Below are 24,331 nucleotides of genomic sequence, written 5' to 3' on the forward strand. Positions count from 1 at the left end.
GCTATACCTCCATAAGTTGTTCACTCACTCGCTGTACTATTTCTGTATGGCGAGTTTTGTAGTGGTACCAACTAACGCTCTCATCTTTTCGGTACCAGGTAAGCTGCCGTTTTGCAAATCGACGTGTGTTGCGTTTTATAAGTCTTACCGCTTCAGCTAAATCACAATTTCCTTCAAAATAATCAAAGAGTTCCTTATACCCGACCGTCTGTAATGCGTTTAACTCTTTGTGGGCTATGAGTTGTTGAGCTTCTTTTTCAAGACCTCTTTCCAACATAAGGTCCACACGACGGTTGATGCGGTCATAAAGATCCTCACGATCAGCTTCCAGGCCTATTTTAACAATATGAAAGGTTCTTTGTTGTGATTTCCCTGTTCTCAATTCACTCATTTTTTTACCGCTTGCGCGAAAAATACCTAAAGCTCTAAGAAGTCTGTGAGCATTCTGAACGTCTACGGTTTTAAAATATTCCGGGTCATTTTTTTTTAATTCTTCTTGCAACCAAAGAATGCCTTTAACTTCTAATTCTTTCTTTAATTCTTCTTGAATTTCAATAGCTACCTCTGGAAGCACATCAAGGCCGTGAGTCACTGCTTTTTCATATAGCGCACTACCTCCTACCATAATTACAAGGTCATTCTTTTCAAAAAGCTCTGGCAATTTCTTCATCACATCTCGTTCAAAATCCCCTACAGAATAGTCTTCATGAATGCTTCTATCTTGAATAAAATAATGTGGAGCCGCCTCTAGCTCTTCTTTTTCTGGAACCGCTGTTCCAACAGTCATTTCTTTGTAAAATTGTCTGGAATCTGAAGAGATAATAGAAGTGTTGTAAGCTTTCGCGAAAGCGATACTTAAAGCAGTTTTACCTATACCAGTAGGCCCAACAATACATAAAAGAGTTTTCTTAGTCATCTAAGGAATATCCACAGTTATGGCAAAAGTGAGAACCGTCTTGATGTTTTTCTGAATGGCAATTTTGGCAAATTTGTGTGTTGACCTGACGGTAAATAGGATCCTTTGGAGGGGTGTCTTCCCCTTTATCACTTTTTTTACTTTGAGAGTACTCGGCACTTACAATCCCTGTGGGAACAGCGATAATTCCATAACCCATGATCATGATTATAGTAGCTAGAAACTGTCCTAAAGGGGTTACCGGAGCAATATCTCCAAAACCTACGGTAGTCAGTGTTACAATACACCAATAGATCGAAACTGGGATACTTACAAAACCACTTTCTGGACCTTCTACCAGGTACATTACCGAACCCATTATAATGGAAATTACTAACACAGCAAATAGGAAAACAGCAATTTTAGGGCCGCTGGATTTAATAGCTTTAGTAAGTTTATCAGCTTCGCCTATATAACGTGTGATCTTTAAAATTCTAAAAACTCTAAGCAACCTTAAAGACCTTACAGCTAGTAATGCATTGAGTCCACCGAAGAAAAATGTGAGGTATAAGGGAATGGTTGACAGGAAGTCGATGATCCCGTAAAAACTAAATAGGTATTTAGTGGGTTTATTAATCGATATGATTCTAAGTATATATTCTATTGTAAAGAAGATGGTGATGATCCACTCTGCAAGAATAAATTCCTCTGCATATTTTGCTCCTAAGCTCGGCACACTTTCCATCATTACTAGTACCAGACTAATAATGATGATAATTAAAAGCACAACATCAAAAAGCTTTCCAGCAGGCGTGTCGGCCTCATAAATCACTTCATGAACTTTACGCCTCCATTTACTGGAACTATGCTGTTTGTCTGTGTTCATTTATTCTTTGTGCTTCGGGAATTTAGAAGGGTTTACTTCATGCATTATTTGATATACTTTGTCAAATATATCATCTGCACTAGGTTTTGAAAAGTAATCTCCATCAGTTCCATAAGCAGGCCTATGATCCTGAGCAGTAAGGCACTGTGGTTTGCTATCTAGATGCGGCCATGCGTGTTGAGTGTCTACAATTTTTTGTAATATATAAGCACTTGCTCCACCTGGCACATCCTCGTCTATGACCAGCAGTCTGTTGGTTTTTTTAACGCTTTCTAAGATGTCATGATTCAAATCAAAAGGCAAAAGGGATTGTACATCAATAATTTCGGCGCTTATTCCAGCTCGTTCTAATTCGGTAGCTGCTAGGTCTACCAGTCTCAAGGTCGATCCATAAGAAACTAGGGTGATATCTGTTCCTTCTCTTAAGGTTTCTACTTTTCCTAATGCAGTTCTAAATTTACCAAGGTTTGCTGGTAATTTTTCTTTAAGTCGGTAACCGTTTAAACATTCTACAATCAGCGCAGGTTCATCGCTAGCCATAAGGGTGTTGTAAAATCCTGCCGCTTGTGTCATATTTCTGGGAACCAGAACGTGTATGCCTCTTACCAGATTAATGATGCCTCCCATTGGAGAGCCACTATGCCATATTCCTTCTAATCGGTGCCCTCTTGTTCTGATAATCACAGGAGCTTTTTGTTTTCCTGCGCTGCGGTATTGTAGGGTAGCTAAATCATCACTCATCAACTGCAAGCAATAGAGTAAATAGTCCAGGTATTGAATCTCTGCGATAGGGCGTAAGCCTCTCATGGCGAGACCTATTCCTTGACCTAAGATAGTAGCTTCTCTAATACCAGTATCCGAAACTCTTAATTCTCCGTACTTTTCTTGCATGCCTTCAAGGCCTTGGTTGACGTCACCTATCTTACCAGCATCTTCACCAAATACCATGATCTCTGGATGAGCAGCAAATAAAGCGTCAAAGTTATCACGCATAATGAGTCGTGCATCTACTTCCTCACTAGTCTCGTCATAAACTGGGGCTACGGCAGCTATGTTTATGGCGGCAGTTTTTGAATCGCTAAATAAAAGGCTGCCGAATTTCTGTTGGTTGTTCGCCTTGTTTTTACTAAGCCATTGGTGAAGTGCAGTGATAGAAGCATGGTTCTCTTTAAGAGTAACTCTTAATGTTTTTCTAACTGCTTCAAAAATATCCTTGCGGTACAGCTCCTGTTCTTTCTCCAATTTTGAGGAAAGGGGTTGTATAAAAACAGCGTTTTCAGACACGGCTGCAACGGCATTGATGAGTTCAACTGCTTGATTGCGTTCTTCAAGAATTGGGTTTAAGTAGGCATTCCAAGCTGCTTTTTTCCCTTCTCTCACTTCTTTTTTTATAACTTTTTCTATTTCAGAAAGCTCCTCTTCTTTGGCAAAATCGTTGTCGAGCAACCATTTTCTAAATTGAACATTACAGTCATACTCTCGTTCCCAGTTAAGTCGGTCTTCATTTTTATATCGTTCGTGAGAACCACTAGTACTGTGTCCTTGGGGTTGAGTCAATTCTTCTACGTGAATTAAAACAGGTACGTGTTCTTCTCTAGCAATTTTACTCGCTTTTTCATATGCTTCTACTAAAGCGACATAATCCCATCCCTTCACCACAATGATTTCATAACCATCATGTTTTTCGTCCCTTTGAAAACCAGCTTGAATTTTACTAATACTTTCTTTAGTAGTTTGGTATCTAGCATGTACAGAAATACCGTAATCATCATCCCAAACACTGATCACCATAGGTACTTGTAATACACCTGCAGCATTAAAAGTTTCCCAGAAATGACCTTCGCTGGTACTAGCATTACCAATAGTTCCCCAAGCTACTTCATTTCCTTGGTTAGAGAAACCGTTATCAGTTGCAATAAGGTCATTGTGTCGGTATATCTTAGAGGCTTGTGCAAGACCTAATAATCTAGGCATTTGACCAGCGGTAGGAGAGATGTCTGCACTGGAATTTTTTTGATCGATCAACCTTTTCCAGCTTCCATCTTCATTTAAACTGTGTGTCGAAAAATGTCCGCCCATCTGACGGCCAGCGCTCATAGGTTCTTCATTGATATCAGTATTCCCGTATAGTCCTGCAAAAAATTGCTGTATGCTAAGTTCACCTATGGCCATCATAAAGGTTTGATCACGGTAATAACCACTTCTAAAGTCTCCGTTTTCAAAAGATCTCGCCCAAGCTAATTGGGGAAGTTCTTTTCCATCTCCAAAAATTCCAAACTTTGCTTTACCTGTAAGCACTTCACGTCGCCCTAATAAACTACATTCTCTACTAGTAACAGCGATTTTGTAATCATTAATTAGCTCTTCTTTAAAGTCTTCTTTAGCTAGTTGTTGAGATTCTTTTACTGAGTTTTGTATTACTTTTTCCATTATAGCAAAGGTACGTTTTTAAGCTGCGAGTTACAAAGGCAAAGCTAGTACCAACGCCTGGTAAAAAGTTTTACAAAAGTGTTAATATCTAGAGTCACAATAAAGCGTATTTTTTCATCGTAATTATCTTGTGCTATTTCCCAGCCATTATTACTGTATATAGGGAAATATAGTTCAAAATAATCCTGTAAAAAGTTCAATCTTATTCCAGAATCATAAACAAATTTTGCGTCGTCACCTTTGTTTTTTACAAAACCTATATCTCCATAAGCATGAATATAATTCCATAAACTATAGGAAGCGTTTGCCGTGGTGATCCATTCATTTGCAAAAGCAGGTTCTAATTGAGATTTAAAACCTCCTTCAGCAACGACCAATTGTTGTGAAAACAGTCCACTGTCTTCTGACCTGCCGTAGTAATTGTAATCAAATAAATAATCAGTTGGACGATCCAAAGCAAAGGAAAAAAAGTCGCCACTCGCCTGAGAATTGTTGGTTAGAAATGCGCCGCCAAAAACCCTGAAATCCAGTTGCCTGTTGTTTTTAAACAATTTACGCCATCGCAGTCTATAGGTAGCTTTTGTAAAGTCACTTGATATTTCAGTACCTATATGGTAATTAAAAACTCTCTTGAGGTTATCATCGGATTGCGAGTAATTTATAGAAAACACGTTATAGTCCGGCTCATTTACAGCGTTCAATGGATCGCGATCGCGATCTACATATATATTTCTAAAGCTAAGGCTTTGCCTTTTATTATTGCGCAAGTCTTTAGGTCTGTAGTTAAATTGCAGCCAGCCACTTGCACGACGGTACAATAAGTCGTCGGCATAGGAAAATGTGTTGGCACTGACTCCATACCTCACTTCGTATAAACGTTCGTCGCGGTTCTGTAGTGGATGAGCATATCCTAAATTTAGAGAACCTACCAGCCTATTAGAATTCGTTCCATAACCGGGTTTGATGCTGTAGCGCAACGGTTTAGGTAGTAAATTGCCATTGTAAAAACGAGTTCCCAGTGTAAGACCATCATAAATATTAAACTCGATGTCGGGCATTAAAAACACTTGCGACCTTTCTGGGTCTTCTATGTCCTTGAACAATCTAAATTCTAAAGGTCTGTTTAAAGAAGGAAACCCTTTTAATGTTTTATAATTATCGCGAGGATTAAATTCTGGAATGAGCTGTTCATAGTTGATGGCAATTCTATTAGCACGCTTTCGCGGAAGCGAGATCAAACTGTCTTTCTTGATCCCTTCTATCCATTTTTTAGTAACAATACTGTCGTTATTCAATAAATATAAGGGAACGGGAATCTCTAGTTGTGATTTGTTTTTGATTCTAAAGAATACAGAATCTCCTGTTTTTTTAACTTCATTAATTTTCCAGTCCAGTCTTTTATAGGTGGTGATATAATCATTAAAAAACCAATCTGTGTTTTTGGAAGCATTTTTATCTAGTATTTTTCTAAAATCAGAAGCCTTTGTAAAGCGTTGTTGGTTTTCTAAATAAAAATCCCTAATTGATTTTTCTAGACTGTCATCTCCCAAGTAATCATTTAAAAACCGGAGTCCTATGGCAGCTTTAAATGGCATTCCTAATTGTTGATTGTATTTAACGAGTTGATCGGCTGGGGTTGTAATGGCCTCGTCAAGATTAAGTCTTGCGCTATTTAAATACAATAAGGGATAGCTTTCATTAAATTTTAGTTGGGTGACATTAAAACCTCTTGCCCCCCATATTTCACTGAGTTTTCCACTTATTTTTAAGTCAGGATAATACAACTGTTGGTATTCCATCATTAAATAAATTAGTATGGATTGTTTTACCCAAGCTTCTTTTCTGGGATTGACGTGAAGACCGGTTTCTAGCCATTTACGGGATAAGGTCTTTAGCATTTTTACTTCATAAGTAAAACCTGCTGGAAATGGATTAATAAAACTAGGTAACGAGCTCCATCCATAAACTGGATTTTCACGATAGAATAGGTCTGAAACGAAGAGGTTTTTTTTTGGGAAACTCCCTAATCTATTTTGCAAAAAGCTAGCAATTCTATCATTAAAAACAACTTTCATTTCTAGAGGTACGTCTACATCTTCTATATCGGTAATTATATTAATTCCAGCAACGCTATAGGTTTTAAAAGCATCTATACTGCGCAAAAGGTGTATCTCTGCGGCATCGAGTTGTTTTCCTGTAAATAAATAACTAGTGCGCTGGGTCTGTTTGGTTTCTAATTCGGTTGTTAAGCTGCTTATGGCGCGATGGCTTACTGGTAGGTGAAGAGAAATGGAAAAATCCATAGGCGCTCCAAAAAAATCGTCTAAATCTTTGTGAGAGTAGTACTCCCATTTTCCATCAATAAAAGGCGCTGGATGTACATACCAATACTTTAAAGAATACGCTCCATTGGAGTTGCTACCATAACCTGTAAAATTGTCTTTAGGAATCTTAACGAGGTAGTTCAATTCCAGCTGGCGGGTAATTCCAGGTAGTAACGGCTCTTTAAAATAAAGTTTGATGATATCTTGCTGCCCTTTTATTCGTTCGATGCGGTAAGGAGTGTTAAGGCTATCTATTGCTATAACCTTAGTGCTGCCTCTATCTTCATCATTAGCAAACTGAAATCTATTTTTAAAATCTTCGGCAAAGCGCGTTGCTAGTGGCGTCTGATTGGACGAAAACGCATTGGCCCAGTCCAGCAGTATGATATGATCCCAAGAGGCATCACTATTGTTGTAAATTTCTAGTTTTTGTTCTATTTTCAGCACGTTTTTATCGTTATCTAAATAGGCGATAATTTGTGTTTTGTGCTGCGCAAAAAGTACACTGGGAAATAAGAGCCAAAAGAGCCTTAACTTTTTAATCATCGCTTATCAGATTTGCTTGTGCTGGATTAGATAAAAATTAGTTATTGAAAAAGGTCTAATATGCGCTTGTTCCAACATCAATTCCTGTTGCTGATCACAGCACAACGTGCTATTTATTTTTAAAAATTAGGGCTCAAACTGTATTTAGCATAAAAGTCATTGATAATGGCTACTGCTTCGTCACTAGTATCTACCACATGTATTAAGTCCATATCGCCTGGGCTTATGGTATGGAATTGTTGTTCTAATGTAGTTTTTATCCAGTCTAGTAAACCGTTCCAAAATTTGGTACCAACAAGTATGATAGGAAATTTGGCTATTTTATTAGTTTGAATAAGAGTGATTGCTTCAAATAGCTCGTCCAAGGTTCCAAAGCCGCCAGGCATCACTATAAACCCTTGAGAATATTTAACAAACATTACCTTACGAGCAAAAAAGTAGTCAAAATCAAGACTTTTATCACTATCAATATAGGGGTTGTCGTGTTGTTCAAAAGGCAACGCGATATTTAATCCTACAGAAGTACCGCCAGCGAGGTGTGCTCCTTTATTACCCGCTTCCATAACTCCAGGTCCACCGCCTGTAATTACACCATAACCATTATTTACAATCTTTCCAGCTATTTCTGTGGCTAGTTGATAGTATTCATTATCTGATTTTAAACGGGCACTACCAAATATAGAAACACAAGGTCCTATGCGGCTCATGCGCTCAAATCCCATGACAAATTCAGATAAAATCTTAAAGGTAGCCCAGCTATCGTTGGTTTTTAAATCGTTCCAACCTTTTTCTCCGACTTCTTTTCTCATTTCTTTTTTTTAATGATTACTCGCAATTTTACAACCTTCACCTTACCTGACTGACCAACAAACATAGCGACAAAGCATTAATAATTAATGAGTTTATTAGATTTTTAATAAATAATTGTTCTTAAAAATGTAGAATACTTCTTTAATTATTTTTAATATCGCAAGAGTAGAATTTTATCATGATTTATGAGTGTTTTAGATAAGTATTTACCACATCTTGCCGTAGCACCCTTAACGGCTTTGCTGGAACGGTATCAGGTACACCTTAAAATTGTGGACGAGCGCAAGACCAGGCATGGTGATTACCGCAAAAATGCTGATGGCTCTCATGCTATAACGATTAACGCAAACCTTAATCCCTACAGGTTTTTAATAACTCTTGTTCATGAGATAGCTCATTTAGTAGCTTTTCAAAAATATGGTCGCCTTATCAAACCTCATGGAGTGGAGTGGAAGTACACTTTCCAACAACTTATGTTGCCGTTTTTAAGGCCAGATATTTTTCCTAACGATTTACTTCCTGTTTTAGCGCGTCATTTTAAAAGTCCTAAAGCCAGTAGCGACACAGATGCAATGATGAGTGTTGCTTTAAAATCATTTGATCCGGAAACTGATAAAAGCTATATATTTGAGTTGCAATACGGCAGTATATTTTTAGGCCCTAGTGGTAAAAAATTTCAAAAAGGCAACAAGCTGCGCAAGCGCTTTCGTTGTGTAGAGATCGTCTCTGGTAGGATATACCTTTTTCAGCCCAATGCACAAGTAGAAGTATTAAAAGTATGAGCAATAATAAATATGCCGTAATTATGGCCGGTGGTGTGGGTTCTCGATTTTGGCCTGTGAGCAAGCAAGCTTTTCCCAAACAGTTTCACGACATGCTAGGAATGGGTAAGTCCTTGTTGCAAATGACCTTTGAACGATTGGAGCAACAGATACCACCACAACAAATTTTGGTGCTTACCAACCAAAACTATGTAGGCCTTGTAAAAGAGCAATTACCCTATATGGATTTCAGTAATATTGTTGCAGAGCCCGCTATGCGCAATACTGCACCTTGCATTTTGCTAGCAGCTTTGAAGATTCAAAAAATGAATCCGCATGCCAGCATGATTGTGGCTCCAAGTGATCATTATATCGCCGAACAGGATATTTTTAATGAAGATCTAGCGGCAGCTTTTGATTTCTGTGCAACACATCCACAAGCATTAATGACCCTAGGTATTCAACCTACTTCACCTAATACAGGTTATGGGTATATTGAATACCAAAAGGAAGAAAGCCAAATAAAAAAGGTGTCTCAATTTAGAGAAAAGCCAGATGTAAAAAAGGCTCAAGAATTTATCGCAGCAGGTAATTTTTTATGGAATGCAGGAATTTTTATTTGGAATGTAGCCGGTGTGGTATCCGCTTTCGCGAAAGCGCAACCTCAATTGACTTCTTTATTTAATAAAGGTGTAGCAGTATTGAATACCAGTAAAGAAAATTTGTGGTTGGAAGAAAACTATCCTAATGCTGAGGATATTTCGGTGGATTATGCACTCATGGAAAAAAGTGAAGCTGTCTATGTGCTGCCAGCCCGATTTTCTTGGAACGACCTAGGAACTTGGGGTTCTCTCTACGATCGACTCGACAAAAATAAGGATGCTAATGCGGTTATCAATGCCAGTCTGACCTCTATCGATTCACATGGGAATATGGTACGAACGGCTGTTGGAAAAAAAGTCATCTTACAAGGGATGGAAGATTATATCATTATCGATCAAGACGACGTATTGATGATCATTCCCAAAACTGCTGAACAAGAAATTAAAGAAATACGCAATGCAGTTATGCATAAATATGGTAAAGAAATAGGATAATGGAGCTACAAGAATCACAAAGCCAGCAGTCTTCAGCAGACAATACTCTGGATGCAAACCAACAACGCATTACCGGTATATGGCAAAATATCACAGCTTTTTTAGGTGACCTGCTAGATATAAGAGAAGGATCGGAGCGCGAAGAAACGATTGAAGCGGTCAGAAAGGACATTTTATTTCAAGGCCATAATGCCTGGATTCTTGTTTTTTCTATTTTTATCGCTTCCATTGGATTAAATGCAGACGCTACTGCTGTGGTCATAGGAGCCATGTTGATCTCTCCTTTAATGGGACCTATAGTAGGGATGGGATTAGGTACCGCAATTAATGATGCTACCATGTTGCGCCGTTCTTTGATCAATTTAGGGGTTATGGTAGGATTATCATTACTCACAGCAACATTGTACTTTTTTATTTCTCCTATGAAAGAGATTACCGACGAGTTAGCTGCTAGAACCTATCCTACGATTTTAGATGTATTGATCGCTATTTTTGGTGGTTTGGCACTTATAGTTGCCAAAGCTAAAAAAGGGACCATTTCTAATGCTATTGCAGGTGTAGCAATAGCAACGGCATTGATGCCTCCGTTATGTACGGCAGGTTATGGTATTGCCACTGGACAATGGACCTACTTTGTAGGTGCGATGTACTTGTTTTGTATCAATGCTGTTTTTATTGCCTTGTCCACTTTTTTAGTATGTAAATTATTGAGGTTTCCTATGGCAAATTATGCCAATCAAGCAAAACGCAAGCGAGTTTCTCGATGGGCATCCTTGATAGGTTTTTTAGTTTTATTGCCTTCCATATGGTTGTTTTATCAATTGTACCAAGATCAAATAATGCGCAGTGCTGCAAACTCATTTGTTAAAAATATTGTTCAGTATGATGGGATGCGACCTAATGAAGAATGGGATAAGTTGACGCAAACGTTAGACATAGTAATGCTGGGCGAGCCAGTACCAGAAGTTATCATAGAAGAATGGCGTAAGAAATTTAAACAAACAAAGCATTTGAGTTTGAGTAAGGTGCGTTTTTACCAAGGCAATTCCAAACCTTTAGCATCCAATGAAGGGGTAGAAATGGTGCAAGAAGAATTGATTGATAAGTTGCGATTGATTCAAGATAAGGACACACACATAAAAGCTTTAGAAGATCAATTGAGAAGTCTGAATAGTAGAAGTAAAGATTTTGATGTTTTAAGTGAAGAGGTGCGATTGAATTATCCACAAATAGCTAGTATCAGTTATGCAGCATCAGTGAATAAAGATTTTATAACACAAAAAACAGATACCATAGCTGTTTACAATATCATGTTTAACGACAGTACGTTATCCATTGAAAATCGCTCAGAAGTAAAAACACGCATGGGCAAATGGCTTCGCTACCGATTGCAATCTGAAAAGGTGAAGATCAATGAAATAAAACCTGATGTTTCTGATGTTACCAATTGATAGCTTACTCTGTAAGTTCTTTTTTAGGGCTGTAAAGAATAACGAATTGTATTAAAACACCTAAGATGATCATGACCCATATTTCTAATTGAGTCAACAAATCAATAGATTCCATTGCTTTTCTTCCTAATTGCATTTGTCTTTGACCTTCGGCTATTTGAATGTCTGAAAGTTGGGCTACTATAGCATTTATCTTTTTAGCTTGGCCCTTTAATTGTGCAGAAGAGGGCTGACTGTTTTCGGAAGGTAAGTAAGCCATTTCCATAGAGAATAACGCACGGATCTCTTCTTTTAGGTGTTCAAAGATTTGTTCTTCATCGCGAGTTAGAGCCGTATTTGAAAAGCTTTGTAAAAAGTTTTGGATTTTTTTTTCAGAAGCCGAACGATTTGATAACAAGATAGCATCCTTGTTTTCGGCCAGAAGCAATTCCTTGTCATGAATCTCTAGTTGGATGTCAAAAAGCAAGTCTTTTGCTATTAATCGATCTTTGTAAATACTATCTACAGAGTCTTGTATGCGTTGAAAGTTCTTTTGATCTATAAAATTAGTAAAGACAATAAGCACAATTACTAATAACAATCCAGCCGACCATTTAATTTTATTACTTATCATAAATTTTTATTTAAAACTAGCACGTTTTAAAAATAAGGTCTGATTTTTTAAATAAAATCTAGTTATGGAATTATTAACAAAAAAAAGAAGGGGAATGATCAAGTTTAAAACCCTTTATTTTGTGCGATACGCACTTTATGAAACAAATTAGAGCTGTATACAAATTCTGTTACCGCTTTGTTGTCGGTCCTAAAAATTTCTTCATTGGTGCCTTTCCAAGCCAATTTCCCGTCTTTGAGAAATACGATGGTTTCTCCTATTTCCATTACGGAGTTCATATCATGAGAGATGATTACCGTAGTAATTTTACGCTCATGAGTAATTTCTTGGATAAGTTGATCTATTACGGTTGCCGTATTTGGGTCAAGACCAGAATTGGGTTCATCACAAAAAAGAAATCTTGGATTGTTCACTACTGCCCTGGCAAGTGCCACACGTTTTTGTTGACCGCCTGAAATCTCACTAGGCATTTTTTTATTAAGCCCTATAAGATTTACTCGACTCAGTATTTCATTGGCTCGTGCCAACCGCTCTGGAAGTTTCATTTTAGTGAACATGCGTAAGGGGAACATTACATTTTCCTCAACAGTCATGGAATCAAAAAGCGCACTGTGCTGGAAAAGCATTCCCATTTCTTTTCGCAGTTCACTTTTGCGCTCTATTTCCATGTCGTGCAGTGGCTCGCCATCATAAATAATCTCGCCAGCATCTGGCTCAAAAAGCCCCAGCATATTTTTAAGAAAAACAGATTTACCAGAACCGCTGGCTCCTATAATCATATTGGTTTTTCCTTTTTCAAAGGTTGCTGTAATTCCTTTTAAAACCTCCTCACCGCCAAAGCTCTTTCGTAAATCATTTACCTGTATCATTAGCTAAGCAGTAATTGAGTTAAAATATAATTCGATATAATGATCGCAACACAAGTCCATACAAAACTAGTCGTACTTGCCTTCCCTACTTCTAGTGCACCACCTTCCATATAATAGCCGTGATAGCTAGGTATAGTTGCTAGAATAAGACCAAAAACCATTGTTTTTATAAACGCATAACCAACATGCCAAGGAATAAAACTATCCTGCAAGCCTATTATAAAATCTTCTGAGCTTACTAGGTTGCCATAGACACTGGCTAGATACCCACCACCAATGCCCACAAACATGATAATAGCAATCAAAAAAGGATAGAACAGTAAGGCAATAATCTTAGGGAAAATCAAATAATTAAGCGGGTTGATACCCATTACTTCAAGTGCGTCTATTTGCTCAGTAACACGCATAGATCCTATACTAGAGGTAATAAAAGAACCTACTTTACCAGCCATAATTACGGATATGAAGGTAGGGGCAAATTCTAAAATAATGGACTGTCTGGTGGCAAAACCTATCAGAGATTTAGGAATCAAAGGGTTGTCCAGATTCAAAGAGGTCTGTAACGCAACAACCGCTCCCATAAATAAAGATATGAATGCGGTAATTCCCAAGGAGCCTATAATTAAATCGTCTGTTTCTTTAAGAATTAATTCTTTAAGAACGCTAGTTTTGGTAGGTCGCCTAAAAACGCTAAAAAGCATGATCATGTAACGACCTATGTGTCTTATAAATCTCATCGTTGGTAAAAATAGATAAAAAAAAAACCTAAAGATTTAATGCTATCTTAAACTTGTTCTTTTTTTCAAAGGTTACTTTTGTAATAAATAATTTTTTATGAAAAATGTACTCTTTCTAATAATAGCTTTTGTTTTTATAACGTCTTGTAGCACGCTTTCGCGAAAGCGAGATCAACCAACCCCTTTAAACTCCCTTGAAGCAGTGCAAGATAGCCCAAAACTGGTCGTAGGAATAGTAGTAGATCAAATGCGTTATGATTATTTAAGTAGGTTTTACCATCGCTATAGTGAAGATGGATTTAAAAGATTAATGAAGGGAGGTTTCCAGCTTACCAATAATCATTATAATTTTGTTCCTACCTATACCGCTCCTGGACATGCTTCAATCTATACGGGAACTTCACCTATGAATCACGGTATTATAGGAAATAATTGGTACGATAAATTTGAAGATAAAGTCATTTACAATGCAGGTGATGATCAGGTAATAGGGGTTGGAACAGCTAGTGATGAAGGTAGAATGTCACCACGCAGAATGTTAACTACCACCATAACGGATCAATTGGAGCTTCAAACTCAAGGAAGATCAAAAGTCATAGGTATTTCTATTAAAGATCGCGGGGCGATTTTACCTGCTGGACATGCTGCAGATGCAGCGTACTGGTTTGAAGGAAGCGATCAAGGAAACTTTATTTCTAGCAGCTTTTATATGGATCAATTACCGCAATGGGTGACCGATTTTAATGCTTTAAAAAAAGCAGAAGAATATTTAAAAACATGGAATACCTTATATCCCATAGAGACCTATACGGCAAGTGGCTCCGATCTCAATGATTTTGAAAAAGCTCCAAAAGGAAAAGAAGCTGCTGTTTTTCCTTATGACTTAAATAAGCTCAAAGCTGAAAACGGAAATTACAGTCTTATAAAAGCAACTCCTTATGGTAATAGTATCGTAGCAGATTTTGCTATTGAAGCTTTGAAAAAAGAAGAAATGGGAAAGGACTCTATTGCAGACTTTCTAGCAGTAAGTTTTTCTAGCACGGATTATATTGGGCATCAATATGGAGTGAACTCTATAGAGATTGAAGACACTTATTTAAGATTGGACCAAGATATTGCACGTTTTTTAAAAGCTTTAGATGAAGAAGTAGGAAAAGGGAATTACACCGTTTTCTTAACAGCAGACCATGGTGCAGTTAATAATCCTGCTTATTTACAAAGCAGGAATATCAATGCGGGATATTTTGATAGATCAGATTTTAGAAATAAACTCAATAATGCCCTTATAGAAAAATACGGCTTTGATGATTTAATTTCAAATATTTCTAACGATCAGATTTTCTTTAATAAAGTCAATCTCATAAAGAACACTATCAATCCTATTGATTTAGAACATTTTATTGCCAGTACCATCATAGATTACACATCTATTGATAAAGTGTATACGAGAAAAGCACTCGTTTCTGGGTCTATGCAAGACGGAATTGGCACACTCATTCAGAATGGGTTCCATCATAAGCGAAGTGGGGATGTAATTTATGTTTTAGAACCAGCGGTGATTTCTTATTCCAAAACAGGCTCTACTCACGGAAGTTCTCAGAGTTATGACACTCATGTACCTTTATTATTTTACGGCAACGGAATTAACCAAGGGTCGAGCAGCAAGCGCACAGAAATTATCGACATCGCTCCTACGATTTCGAGCTTGCTTAAAATAAGCTTTCCTAATGCGGCCACTGGAAATCCGATAAGCGAAGTGTTAATTAAATCGTAGCGACCTCTACTGATCACATTTAGGTATACTAGCAAAAAAAGGGGTGTCAAAAAAAATAGTGCTTATAGCAGCTCTAGTCGCAAGTGTAACGACAACGACCCAAATTTTTAAAGCTAAGGAGACCAAAAAATGCAAATAGGAGCTAATTTTCAGAGTGGTGCTAAGGGAATTCATGGGACTTAGGATGTTGCAATAGCAGAAAACTTTTCTATGGGTCTAGGCGTGAATTATGCACTAAGTCTAGACGATACTATAGATGCTGACTTTGATGAAAGAGCTGCTGTAAAATTGCGTTTCAATGCTAACATAGGTAATGTCTTGAACATCGACCCGATGTTTGATTTTTATCCTGGACTTGCTTTCAGTAATAAAAACTTCGGAGGGCACATAGGTGCGAGGTATTTCTTTACAGACGGTTTTGGAATCTATACAGAAGCAGCTTTTCCACTAGCAAAATACAAAACCGAAAACCTAACTCCAGCTGAAGAGATTTACAATCAGTTTACGATGAGTTTTGGTTTGGCTTTTAATTTCTAAAACCCCAACTTTGACTTGATACCGTTCCAGCGGTATGCTCTAATAAAACGACCTTGCTCTTCTGTTACCAGTGGAGCAAGGTTCTTTTTTTGTGCCAGTTGGTAACCTTTTAAGTAATCGGTTATCAGGTTGAATTGTTTTTTATTCCAGGCCATTTTTGCAGCGGTTATAAAAGTGAGCAGTTGACCATATCGCATTTTATAAAAAGCTTCTCCTTGCAAGTATTTGGACCTGGCATTATAAGCTGCTCCAGTAGGTTTTAAGTGTTTTACATGCAATTCTGGAATGGTCAGTACTTCCCAGCCGTAAAATCGCGCGAGCATTTCATCTATGGTATCCCATCCTATACTGGCTTGAAGTCCGCCTATTTGTTCAAAACATTCTCGTCTGTAGGCTTTAAGAGCTCCTCTGATATGATCTGGATTGTTTTGGTTTTCCATTTCCCAACGGCCGTTCCTTAGAATGCTACAATGTCCAGCAACCATTCCTATAGTTTCGCTTTCGCTAAAGCGAGCTACCACCTCTTCTATATAATTTTTAGGGAATATCAAGTCAGCATCGTACTTACAAATGAGGTCAAAACTTGCTCTATCTATTTGAGCCAGACCATAGTTAAATGCCTGTATGACTTTACTGCCAGGAACATTTTCTGCACTCGAGAATTTTTTCACCACTTTGATAGGTAAGGAGGTTGAGTAGGAGCTGGCAATTTCAAAAGTACGGTCGGTTGAGTTGTCGTCTACCACAACTATTTGAGTAACTGCTAGCGATTGTTGCACCAAACTGTCCAGCGTTAAGTGTATGCATTGCTCTTCGTTATGAGCTGGTATGATGATGGCTATTTTCAAAATCTAGGAAGGATTTGCCTTTACACAATAGACCAGATAATAACGATGGGTAAATTTTCTAAGAAGTGGACGTATTCCAAATTTATTTACAGGATTGGTAAACTTGATGTGATCGACTATCCTCCAGCCTGCTTTTTCCAGTACATAATCCAGTTGCCAAGGTTCAAATTCGTGGTAGTGTTGGTCTCTGATATCGTTTTTATTGCGGTACGCATTAGAAAACCAAAGCCTTAATGGAACACTAATCACACATTTATCACATGGAATGGCTTTCAATGAGGTGTAAGGGGAGACTAAATGTTCAAATATTTCAAAAGCAGTGACTACTTCACCTTTAAAATTTTCTATAGTTGAGGTGTCGTCATCTAGATCTTCTCCGCCCGTATTAAAAACTTGATATCCAGCTTCTTTCATAATTAGCGTAAACGGATTCTCTACTCCTAAATCTAGAATGCGATCTGTTTTAGGTAGGTGTTTTTCTAGAAATTCTAGGGTAAGGCCAAATCTTTTATGTGGAACGCTTTTCTCGTACAAGGTTCAATCTTCTTTAGTTTACGAAAATAAAGGTTTCTCGCCTTTGAGTAGACGGTCTTTTGTAAAAAGTTGAAATAGAAAACTCAGTGAAGAGTTTATAAAAGCTACAGATGTCAGTCTGAGCGAGAGTCGAAGAGGAGAACTTATAACAGGAGATTGTGCTAGGTATGAAGGTTTCGACAATCGATCAACCAAACATTTTTCTTATTCAACAAACTTAACGATGCCAGTCTGAGCGACAGTCGAAGACGGGAACTTATGCAAAGAGATGTTACCAATTAAAAAGAGTTTTGAATACCGCATATCACCATTGTGGTTGATGAGTACTCTAAAAAGTTAATAAAAGTTAAGCATAAGAAGTACATAGTTAATTGACGTTCATCTTTTGTATTTTTCACGTCTATGAAATGGATCACAATTATTGCTTTATTGGTAGCGTTTTTATCGCTAGGTCAACATACATCGAGCCAGTTAAAAACAGTTGATTTTCAGAAGGCGCAGGCACTGATTTCCTTAGATGAATTATCTAACGAAGTAACAGGAGAACTTCTTTTTGATATCAAGATGCTTCAAGATGCTTCTTCTATTTTTATTGACGCAAAAAACCTGGTGTCTTATCAAGTTTTTTTAGATAATAAAGAGGTAAAAACTATTTATGATGGGGAAAAGTTGGTGGTGCAAGCTCCTTTTCGCGCAAGCGATAACAAAAAACTCAAAATAAAGTTTACCAGCTACCCATCGAAGGCCATGTACCATATAGACGAAAATAATGACCGGCTATGGGATCAAGTCTGGACCCAAGGACAAGGAAAATACACCAGCAACTGGCTGCCGTGTATCGATGATATGAATGATAAAATGATTTGGAGTTTCCAGATCACCGCACCCAAATCAAAAAGGGTGATCGCAAATGGCAAACTTACCAAAGTACAACCTGACGCTGATCAAATGATCTGGAGCTACAACATGGAACAACCTATGTCCAGTTATCTGGTTGCTCTTGTCGCTGGAGATTATCAAGTTAAAAAAGATACCAGCGCTTCTGGAGTACCCCTAGAATACTATTATTACCCTAAAGAAGAGAAAAAAGTAGCACCTACCTATCAACATTCTAAAGAGATCTTTGATTTCTTGGAGGCAGAGATAGGAGTTGCTTATCCGTGGCAAAATTACAAGCAAGTTCCCGTCAAAGATTTTTTGTATTCAGGTATGGAAAACACGGGGATGACCATCTTTAATGACGCATTTTTTACAGACGAACTAGGTGCAAACGACCGCAGTTATGTAAATGTGAATGCACACGAACTGGCGCATCAATGGTTTGGTAATTTGGTGACAGAAACGGAAGCAAAACACCACTGGTTGCACGAAGGTTTTGCCAGTTATTACGCATTACTAGCAGAGAAACACTTATATGGAACTTCCTATTTTCAAGCACAATTATTTGAATATGCAGAGGCTTTGAACGAGCAAACTGCTAAAGGAACTAGTACCGCACTTCTGGATGAAAAGGCAACCTCACTAAGCTTTTACCAACATGGAGCCTGGGCGTTACATGCGTTAAAAGAAGAAGTTGGGGTGTTGAGCTTTCGCGAAAGCGTTATCAAGTACCTGTTAAGAAACAAGTATCAAAATGTTACGACAGCTAGTTTTCTCGATGTGGTCGCTGAGGTCAGTGAAAAAGATTTAACTGCTTTTAAGGCAACTTGGCTTACTTCCACAGTCTTCCCTACTGCTGAAGCATTGAGAATATTGAGAAAACAGCCTGTAATGGAACAATACCTTCAACTGTCAGCAAGACGTATTTCTACTTTTGAAGAGTCTTATAATTCGTATCAAGAAACACTTCAACAACCTGTTGAAAGGGTATTGGTCAAAGAAATGGTAGCTCAGTTGAGCATTCATGATAATGAGAAGAAATACGAACTGCTGCAGCAAGCAGCAGCATTAAATGATGTAGAAGTCAACCAGCTTATTGTTTTAAGTACGCCAACTTTAAACCATAAGAACCGAGAATTAATTGCGAGCATGCTTCATGATGCTTCTTATGTGACCAGAGAGTCCGTTTTGTTTTTATTGTGGAATGATGCCAGCGATAAAAGGGCTGTTTTAGAAAACTCAAGAGCACAATGGGAGGAATTAAATTATAACTTAGATATGGCATGGATCGTATTAGCACTCAATTCTACCGGCTATACCAATGAAGAATTATTGCCTTTTTTAGTTCGTTTACAAGCGTATACGGGTTCAGAATACAGCACAGAAACCAGAACAGCAGCTTTTGATTACTTGATCAATCTCGACGCGATGAGTCAGCAAAATTATACTGACCTTATGAATGCTAGTTTGCATCATGTGTGGCGGTTTTATGAAAATGCACGAGCTGTTTTAAACGTCCAATACCAAAAAGAAAAGGGGCAATTCTTTATTGATCAATCTTTAGGTAATTTTGACACGGAGAGTCAAGAAAAATTAAAGCAAGTTTTAGGCTTGAAGGATTAGTTTGTAGTCAAAGGAGCAGTGTACAGTCACAGTCGCAGTAACAGTTTGCGGGAAAGAAGGCACTCCTTTTATGATCTTTTTTAAACCTTAAAACAAATCATTTACTTCAGCTTTTAAAAAGCTGATAGCGGTAGCGCTAGGAGCGCGTTTATCCATCAAATCATTGAGAATAGCCTCACGTAATGCATCGGCAGTGGCGACTTTATGTGACATGGAGACTTGACGTATTTGTTGAATCGTAGTGTTTTTAACAGCCCGTATGACGTTCCAGCACTCCTCACTGACGTAAACTTGTTGTGCGATGTTGTGCTCAAACTCTAGTTCTATAGCGGCTATGAGCGTTTGCTCATAATCTGCTTTAGTCATATTGCCAGATTTTGTTCTGACCACCAGACTAGCTGGTTTTATTCGTTCCAAAAAAAGAACCAATCGCTCATAAGCAGCCATACGAGTAGGAAGTGTTTTTGTTTGAGACTCTCTTACCGTGATAAACCTTCTTCTACGTTCTTCATTTTTCATAAAAGAAGAGAGAAAATAATAGGCAATTACCGCTACAATAAAGGTTGGTAATAAAGTTTGAAACAAAGAAAAAATACTGTCTTGCATAGTCTAATTTTAGTGATAGGTAAAGATCAAAAATAAGGGGTTATTTTCTATCGACTGCAATTTTAAGATTCAATTTTATGAAATCAATTAAAAATTAGTTGAGCAATAGCTCGGGAAAAAAGTTAGCTGAGGACTTTTGATGCTCCTATTCATTTTATCAATTCACAACGCTCTAAGAAAAATTTTGAGAGGCTGTTTATATCTAATATCCAGAATTAATTGTTGAAAAAACACTTGTAAATGTTTCGCTTTCGCGAAAGCGAGAACTCCAAAAAAGATCTAGAACGTATAGTTGAATCCAGCTGTTATTTGCCTAGGTCTAAGACCAAATTGAGAAATACTAATGCTGTTAGCATTTGAAAATGTGGTACTGTAAAATTCTTCATTAAAAATATTATTCAATGATAAACGAAGAAATAGTTTTTTACTAGGTTTATAATAAAATGACATATTAACTAAGGTATTGCTGTTGTTTTGTTCAGCGGTGTAGGAATTGATATTTTCCATACCTAGTTGTATCCTAGTTTTTGAAGAAGTATACAAATCTAAGGTCATTTTATTAGATAGAAACCTACTGTTTGCCTGAGAAAAGGATGTTTTTGAATTATTGTAAAAGTAGCTGGAAAGAATGCTGAAGCCATACCAAGTTCCTTGATCTATTGCCATTTCTAAAGTAGTAGAATACCTATCGTTTTGATTTTCAATAAATGAGTTGTTAAAAAATTGTTCTGTATTAAATTGCTCCGCACCAGCACTTGCATCTAGTTTAATTAAAGAAAATATAGTTTTAGAAATGTTTGTTGTAAACTTGTAACCATTTGATTTGTTTGGTATTTCTAAAGCTTCTGTCTGCAATAGGCCATCTTGATCTAAAGAAGTTGAAAATGTAAAGTCGGATTGATTATTAAAAATATCCAGATTTGCCTTTATAAACAAGCTATTTAAAATATCACTATAAGAAAGGAAAACTCCATAATTATTACTTCTTGTTACATTAATCTCATTTGGAAATCGATTGAGATTGTTAAAAGACCTTAAAATAAACGAGTTGAACAGATTATTATCATCCGTAAGGCTTAATCTACGTCTATAACTTGCTCCTGTGTACCATTTTGAATTCCATTTATATCCTATTGTCGCATCGGGATTAAAAAACAAATAGGATTTATTAAAATCAAAATCATCATTTAAAACTTCATCTGTTTGAATATCATGGTAGTTTAAAGATGGTCGTAAAGTAATTTTCCAATTATCTTTTTTTAAAATACTCTCTAATGAAGTGATGGTTTTAAGGTGATTCAAATCATGATTTCCTGTGAATGGAAAAGTGCTAGTCTGTGAGTTATTAGGGCCGTTAAAAATAGAGGTCTCTATCGTTCTTGTTAGAAAGCTCAATTCTTGTGAAGCTTTCCAGTTCATAGAGAATAGATTAAAATTTATTGTAGTAAAAGCTCCTGCATTAAATGCTTTTTGAGTCGCGGTTTGAGTCGTTGTATTATAATTTCCCAATAAATCGGTGTAAAGTGATGGTGTCGTCTTACTTAATTCTTCATTTTGATGCAATTCTATTGATAAACCGCTCTTTATAATTTTATCATCAAAAATGGTGTTTTTCAAAATGGAGGAGTTCACCAGATGAAGCTGTTCTGAATTGACATTGTTATTAATGGTACTGCTATTCAGTATATTATTGCTGACTCCTTGGTTTCTTATATTTTTGAGTTGTAAGTTATTTTTAAAATAGAAGTCATCGCGATTCAATTCATTTTTTAGTCCTATTTCTATTTTCTCTGTTTCAAGAATATTTCTAGATTGATTATTAATAGTATTATTGCTAGAATCATCAATAAAAGTGGTTGTTGAACTATTTGATATTTGCTCATTTCCATTGTTATAGAGTAAATTAATTTTGATTAAGTCGGTTTCATTTATTTTTACCAGCGTATTATTTGTTGCAGCTAGAGACTCATTATCTAACCAGTAGAGATTAGATAGATTCACTCCGGTTACATTAGGTAATTGTATCAAGTTATCGGTTTGAAACTGTAAACTGTTCAGATGTATATCTCCAGAAATAAGACTTTCCCCTAGGTTTTTTAAGGATTTCCCTATGTTGTTTGCTTTTAAAGAGGTCACGTTTTGTACGTTATCTTTAAGATACAAAGGTGTAGTTTCTCCTAATGTGGTAAGAAATGGATCGCCTATATCGCCACGAGCGGTTCCAAAAACTAGATTTTGGCCTTTTTTAATTTCTAGGTTCAATGCCACATCATCACTTTCAGTTCTTCCTATGTCGATACGAGAGTGATTATGCTTGCGCATCACATCTATATCTTTTACTGCGCTGGCAGGAATACCTCTAGTAGCTATATTATAACCACCTTCCAGTAAATCCAAACCGTTGATGTAAAGGTGACTTATGGCTTTACCATTATATTTAATTTGGCCATTGTCTTCTATTTTAATTCCCGGTATTCTAGAAATCACCTCTTCAATAGTATAATCTTTTTCACTTTTGATATTATCTACGTGATAAGAAATGGTGTCACCTTTTACCGTAAAATTCTTTTTTGCTTTAACAAGTACTTCTTTAAGTTGGTCTGGAGATTCTTGCATTATAAAATTTATACTTTGAGAAGTCGCCTTGATTTTCTTCTGAATAGTTTTATGTGATATATGTCTACAAGAAACCCATAAAGAATCTAAAGCAGTTTCAAAGGCTAGAGTAAATTGACCTTTAGAATTAGAGCTAGCAAAAGCAATTATGTTATTTTCTTCTTTAGAATCAGAAACAATAATAGTTGAGAAGGCTATGGGTTTGGTAATAGAATCTTTAACAGTAACAAACAATTCAATATTTTGACTTAAACAAAAAAACGGTATTCCAAAAAAGAACACCGTCAGAATATGTTTATTGATTCTAAACAATTTTATCTTCATTTGCTTTCATGATCTATTTCAATCAAATTAAGTGTTTTTGAAAACTTGATATCTCTAAAACTCGCTTCATTCCCATTTTCATCTGTAAATACTACTTCTTGATTGGCTTCTTTGTTTCTGTTCATGTATGATATACGTTCATTGAATGACATTGATTTAAATCGGTGTTTAAGAAGGTTAAAAGAGCTCCGATTAGTTTGATATCTATCTTTATCACTCATTTCATGATAAGTTTTTTTTAAGATAAGTTTTTTTTTATTTTTAATCTCAGTAACCTCAAAATCATAAGAATAAGTGCTGTCTGTTATTTTTATAATTAGTCCTGGCAATCCTTTAAATTTGTAAGGACCTGCATTAATAGGGATTTCTAAAGTGTACCATGCCTCCCAACTTCTTCCTCCATAATCAACAAATGCATTTTTACAATTGTAACCAGCGATGTTTTTGGATTTATCGCCTAACTTCCATTGATGATTTATTTTTTCTTTATACTCATATTCATCATATCCTATATTATCGTAATAAGTAAGTTGATTATTGTAAAATTCAATAGCATATTGTTCTAAGGAATAATATTTACTGACATCTTCATTTTCTAATTTGCGATGTAATTGAATGCTGTCTTGTTTTCTTATACCGTACCATTGAAAAATTGATGTATTTCCCTTTAAATATAAATTTGCATATTCTTTTCTATGGTTTTTACTCGTTAAATGAGGCTTAAAGGTAGCAAGGTAGAGAACACTGTAATACTTTTCATTTTCAGCACCTCTTTCGATAGGTTGTGATTCTTCATAATTGACAGAACCTAAAAGGAAGGTTAAAATTAGTAAAGGTATCAGTAAATACTTCATAATATTCTATTATCTATTACAATAAGAATCTAATATGCCTTGTGCCTCGGCATATTCCGTAGCGTTAGGCTTTCTAGGACCTCTGGCATCTATTTCAAGAAATCCAGTTAAAGGTGGGTATACAGACACACAGCCGCTCCAGCAACTAGAAGAGATAGGAGATGCGTTGTCCCCACATTGTGAGTTTGCCGTAAAAGCCGTTCCAGCTATTAAAGCAAATGTTAAAAGTACTTTTTTCATAATAAAAAGATTAAAAGTTAATAATACATCAATTCTAAAAAAAAAAAAATGAGAGTAACAATTTTTTTGATAATTAA

20 protein-coding genes are annotated in these 24,331 nt (G+C 36.6%); 6 read left to right on the forward strand and 14 right to left on the reverse strand.

The features are described from left to right. Position 1: 1 nt before the first annotated feature. The 5 genes from miaA to KG732_RS08595 form a co-directional block, all read right to left on the reverse strand. Positions 2-916: a tRNA (adenosine(37)-N6)-dimethylallyltransferase MiaA gene (gene miaA / locus KG732_RS08575; protein ID WP_213522555.1), complete on the reverse strand. Its 915-nt coding sequence runs from the start codon at positions 914-916 to the stop codon at positions 2-4. Then, complete coding sequence (locus tag KG732_RS08580; RefSeq protein ID WP_213522557.1) at positions 909-1,781, reverse strand: ion transporter; 873 nt, start codon at positions 1,779-1,781, stop codon at positions 909-911. The genes miaA and KG732_RS08580 overlap by 8 nt, the downstream gene beginning before the upstream one ends. After that, positions 1,782-4,211, reverse strand: a complete 2,430-nt coding sequence (locus tag KG732_RS08585; RefSeq protein WP_300980403.1) for a thiamine pyrophosphate-dependent enzyme — start codon at positions 4,209-4,211, stop codon at positions 1,782-1,784. Between the two features lie 44 nt (positions 4,212-4,255). After that, positions 4,256-7,081, reverse strand: coding sequence for an aminopeptidase (locus KG732_RS08590; protein ID WP_213522560.1), 2,826 nt, complete (start codon positions 7,079-7,081; stop codon positions 4,256-4,258). A gap of 119 nt (positions 7,082-7,200) precedes the next feature. Continuing rightward, positions 7,201-7,890: a TIGR00730 family Rossman fold protein gene (locus tag KG732_RS08595; protein ID WP_213522562.1), complete on the reverse strand. Its 690-nt coding sequence runs from the start codon at positions 7,888-7,890 to the stop codon at positions 7,201-7,203. A gap of 186 nt (positions 7,891-8,076) precedes the next feature. On the opposite strand from KG732_RS08595, the gene KG732_RS08600 reads away from it, so the two are divergent. Genes KG732_RS08600 through KG732_RS08610 form a run of 3 tightly spaced genes read left to right on the forward strand, consistent with a single transcriptional unit; the run spans position 8,077 to position 11,200 of the window. Then, a complete protein-coding gene (locus KG732_RS08600; RefSeq protein ID WP_213522564.1) occupies positions 8,077-8,673 on the forward strand; it encodes a SprT-like domain-containing protein in 597 nt (198 codons plus the stop codon). After that, the gene (locus KG732_RS08605) at positions 8,670-9,749 is read left to right on the forward strand and encodes a mannose-1-phosphate guanylyltransferase (RefSeq protein WP_213522566.1); all 1,080 of its coding nucleotides are present in this window, start codon (positions 8,670-8,672) and stop codon (positions 9,747-9,749) included. Before KG732_RS08600 ends, KG732_RS08605 begins: the two co-directional genes overlap by 4 nt. After that, the gene (locus tag KG732_RS08610) at positions 9,749-11,200 is read left to right on the forward strand and encodes a DUF389 domain-containing protein (RefSeq protein WP_213522568.1); all 1,452 of its coding nucleotides are present in this window, start codon (positions 9,749-9,751) and stop codon (positions 11,198-11,200) included. The genes KG732_RS08605 and KG732_RS08610 overlap by 1 nt, the downstream gene beginning before the upstream one ends. Before the next feature lie 4 nt (positions 11,201-11,204). Here KG732_RS08610 and KG732_RS08615 read toward each other — a convergent pair whose 3' ends face one another. From KG732_RS08615 to KG732_RS08625, 3 genes are all read right to left on the reverse strand, one after another. Beyond that, on the reverse strand, positions 11,205-11,813 hold the full coding sequence (locus tag KG732_RS08615) for an MCP four helix bundle domain-containing protein (RefSeq protein ID WP_213522570.1): 609 nt from the start codon (positions 11,811-11,813) through the stop codon (positions 11,205-11,207). A gap of 104 nt (positions 11,814-11,917) precedes the next feature. Continuing rightward, a complete protein-coding gene (locus tag KG732_RS08620; RefSeq protein ID WP_213522571.1) occupies positions 11,918-12,682 on the reverse strand; it encodes an ABC transporter ATP-binding protein in 765 nt (254 codons plus the stop codon). Then, a complete protein-coding gene (locus KG732_RS08625) occupies positions 12,682-13,419 on the reverse strand; it encodes an ABC transporter permease (protein ID WP_213522573.1) in 738 nt (245 codons plus the stop codon). The genes KG732_RS08620 and KG732_RS08625 overlap by 1 nt, the downstream gene beginning before the upstream one ends. Positions 13,420-13,516: 97 nt before the next feature. Between KG732_RS08625 and pafA the strand changes: the two genes are divergently transcribed. Both pafA and KG732_RS08635 read left to right on the forward strand, forming a co-directional pair. Then, positions 13,517-15,193, forward strand: a complete 1,677-nt coding sequence (gene pafA / locus KG732_RS08630; protein WP_213522575.1) for an alkaline phosphatase PafA — start codon at positions 13,517-13,519, stop codon at positions 15,191-15,193. A gap of 210 nt (positions 15,194-15,403) precedes the next feature. Continuing rightward, entirely contained in the window at positions 15,404-15,730 is a 327-nt protein-coding gene (locus KG732_RS08635; RefSeq protein WP_300980404.1) for a DUF6646 family protein, read from the forward strand. Here KG732_RS08635 and KG732_RS08640 read toward each other — a convergent pair. Further along, positions 15,727-16,578: a glycosyltransferase family 2 protein gene (locus KG732_RS08640; protein ID WP_213522577.1), complete on the reverse strand. Its 852-nt coding sequence runs from the start codon at positions 16,576-16,578 to the stop codon at positions 15,727-15,729. The two genes, KG732_RS08635 and KG732_RS08640, sit on opposite strands and share 4 nt — an antisense overlap. Before the next feature lie 3 nt (positions 16,579-16,581). After that, positions 16,582-17,112, reverse strand: coding sequence for a methyltransferase (locus tag KG732_RS08645; protein ID WP_213522579.1), 531 nt, complete (start codon positions 17,110-17,112; stop codon positions 16,582-16,584). A gap of 402 nt (positions 17,113-17,514) precedes the next feature. Between KG732_RS08645 and KG732_RS08650 the strand changes: the two genes are divergently transcribed. Next, positions 17,515-19,614, forward strand: coding sequence for a M1 family metallopeptidase (locus KG732_RS08650; protein ID WP_213522581.1), 2,100 nt, complete (start codon positions 17,515-17,517; stop codon positions 19,612-19,614). Between the two features lie 87 nt (positions 19,615-19,701). On the opposite strand, the gene KG732_RS08655 is transcribed toward KG732_RS08650, so the two are convergent. The 4 genes from KG732_RS08655 to KG732_RS08670 form a co-directional block, all read right to left on the reverse strand. Further along, on the reverse strand, positions 19,702-20,220 hold the full coding sequence (locus KG732_RS08655) for a hypothetical protein (protein ID WP_213522583.1): 519 nt from the start codon (positions 20,218-20,220) through the stop codon (positions 19,702-19,704). Between the two features lie 279 nt (positions 20,221-20,499). Continuing rightward, the gene (locus tag KG732_RS08660) at positions 20,500-23,070 is read right to left on the reverse strand and encodes a hypothetical protein (protein ID WP_213522585.1); all 2,571 of its coding nucleotides are present in this window, start codon (positions 23,068-23,070) and stop codon (positions 20,500-20,502) included. 86 nt (positions 23,071-23,156) lie between these two features. After that, positions 23,157-24,014: a GLPGLI family protein gene (locus KG732_RS08665; RefSeq protein WP_213522587.1), complete on the reverse strand. Its 858-nt coding sequence runs from the start codon at positions 24,012-24,014 to the stop codon at positions 23,157-23,159. Between the two features lie 9 nt (positions 24,015-24,023). Further along, positions 24,024-24,254, reverse strand: a complete 231-nt coding sequence (locus KG732_RS08670) for a hypothetical protein (RefSeq protein ID WP_213522589.1) — start codon at positions 24,252-24,254, stop codon at positions 24,024-24,026. Between the last annotated feature and the right edge of the window lie 77 nt (positions 24,255-24,331).

The sequence above is a fragment of the Nonlabens sp. genome (assembly GCF_018401815.1).
In the GTDB taxonomy this organism is placed as follows: domain Bacteria; phylum Bacteroidota; class Bacteroidia; order Flavobacteriales; family Flavobacteriaceae; genus Nonlabens.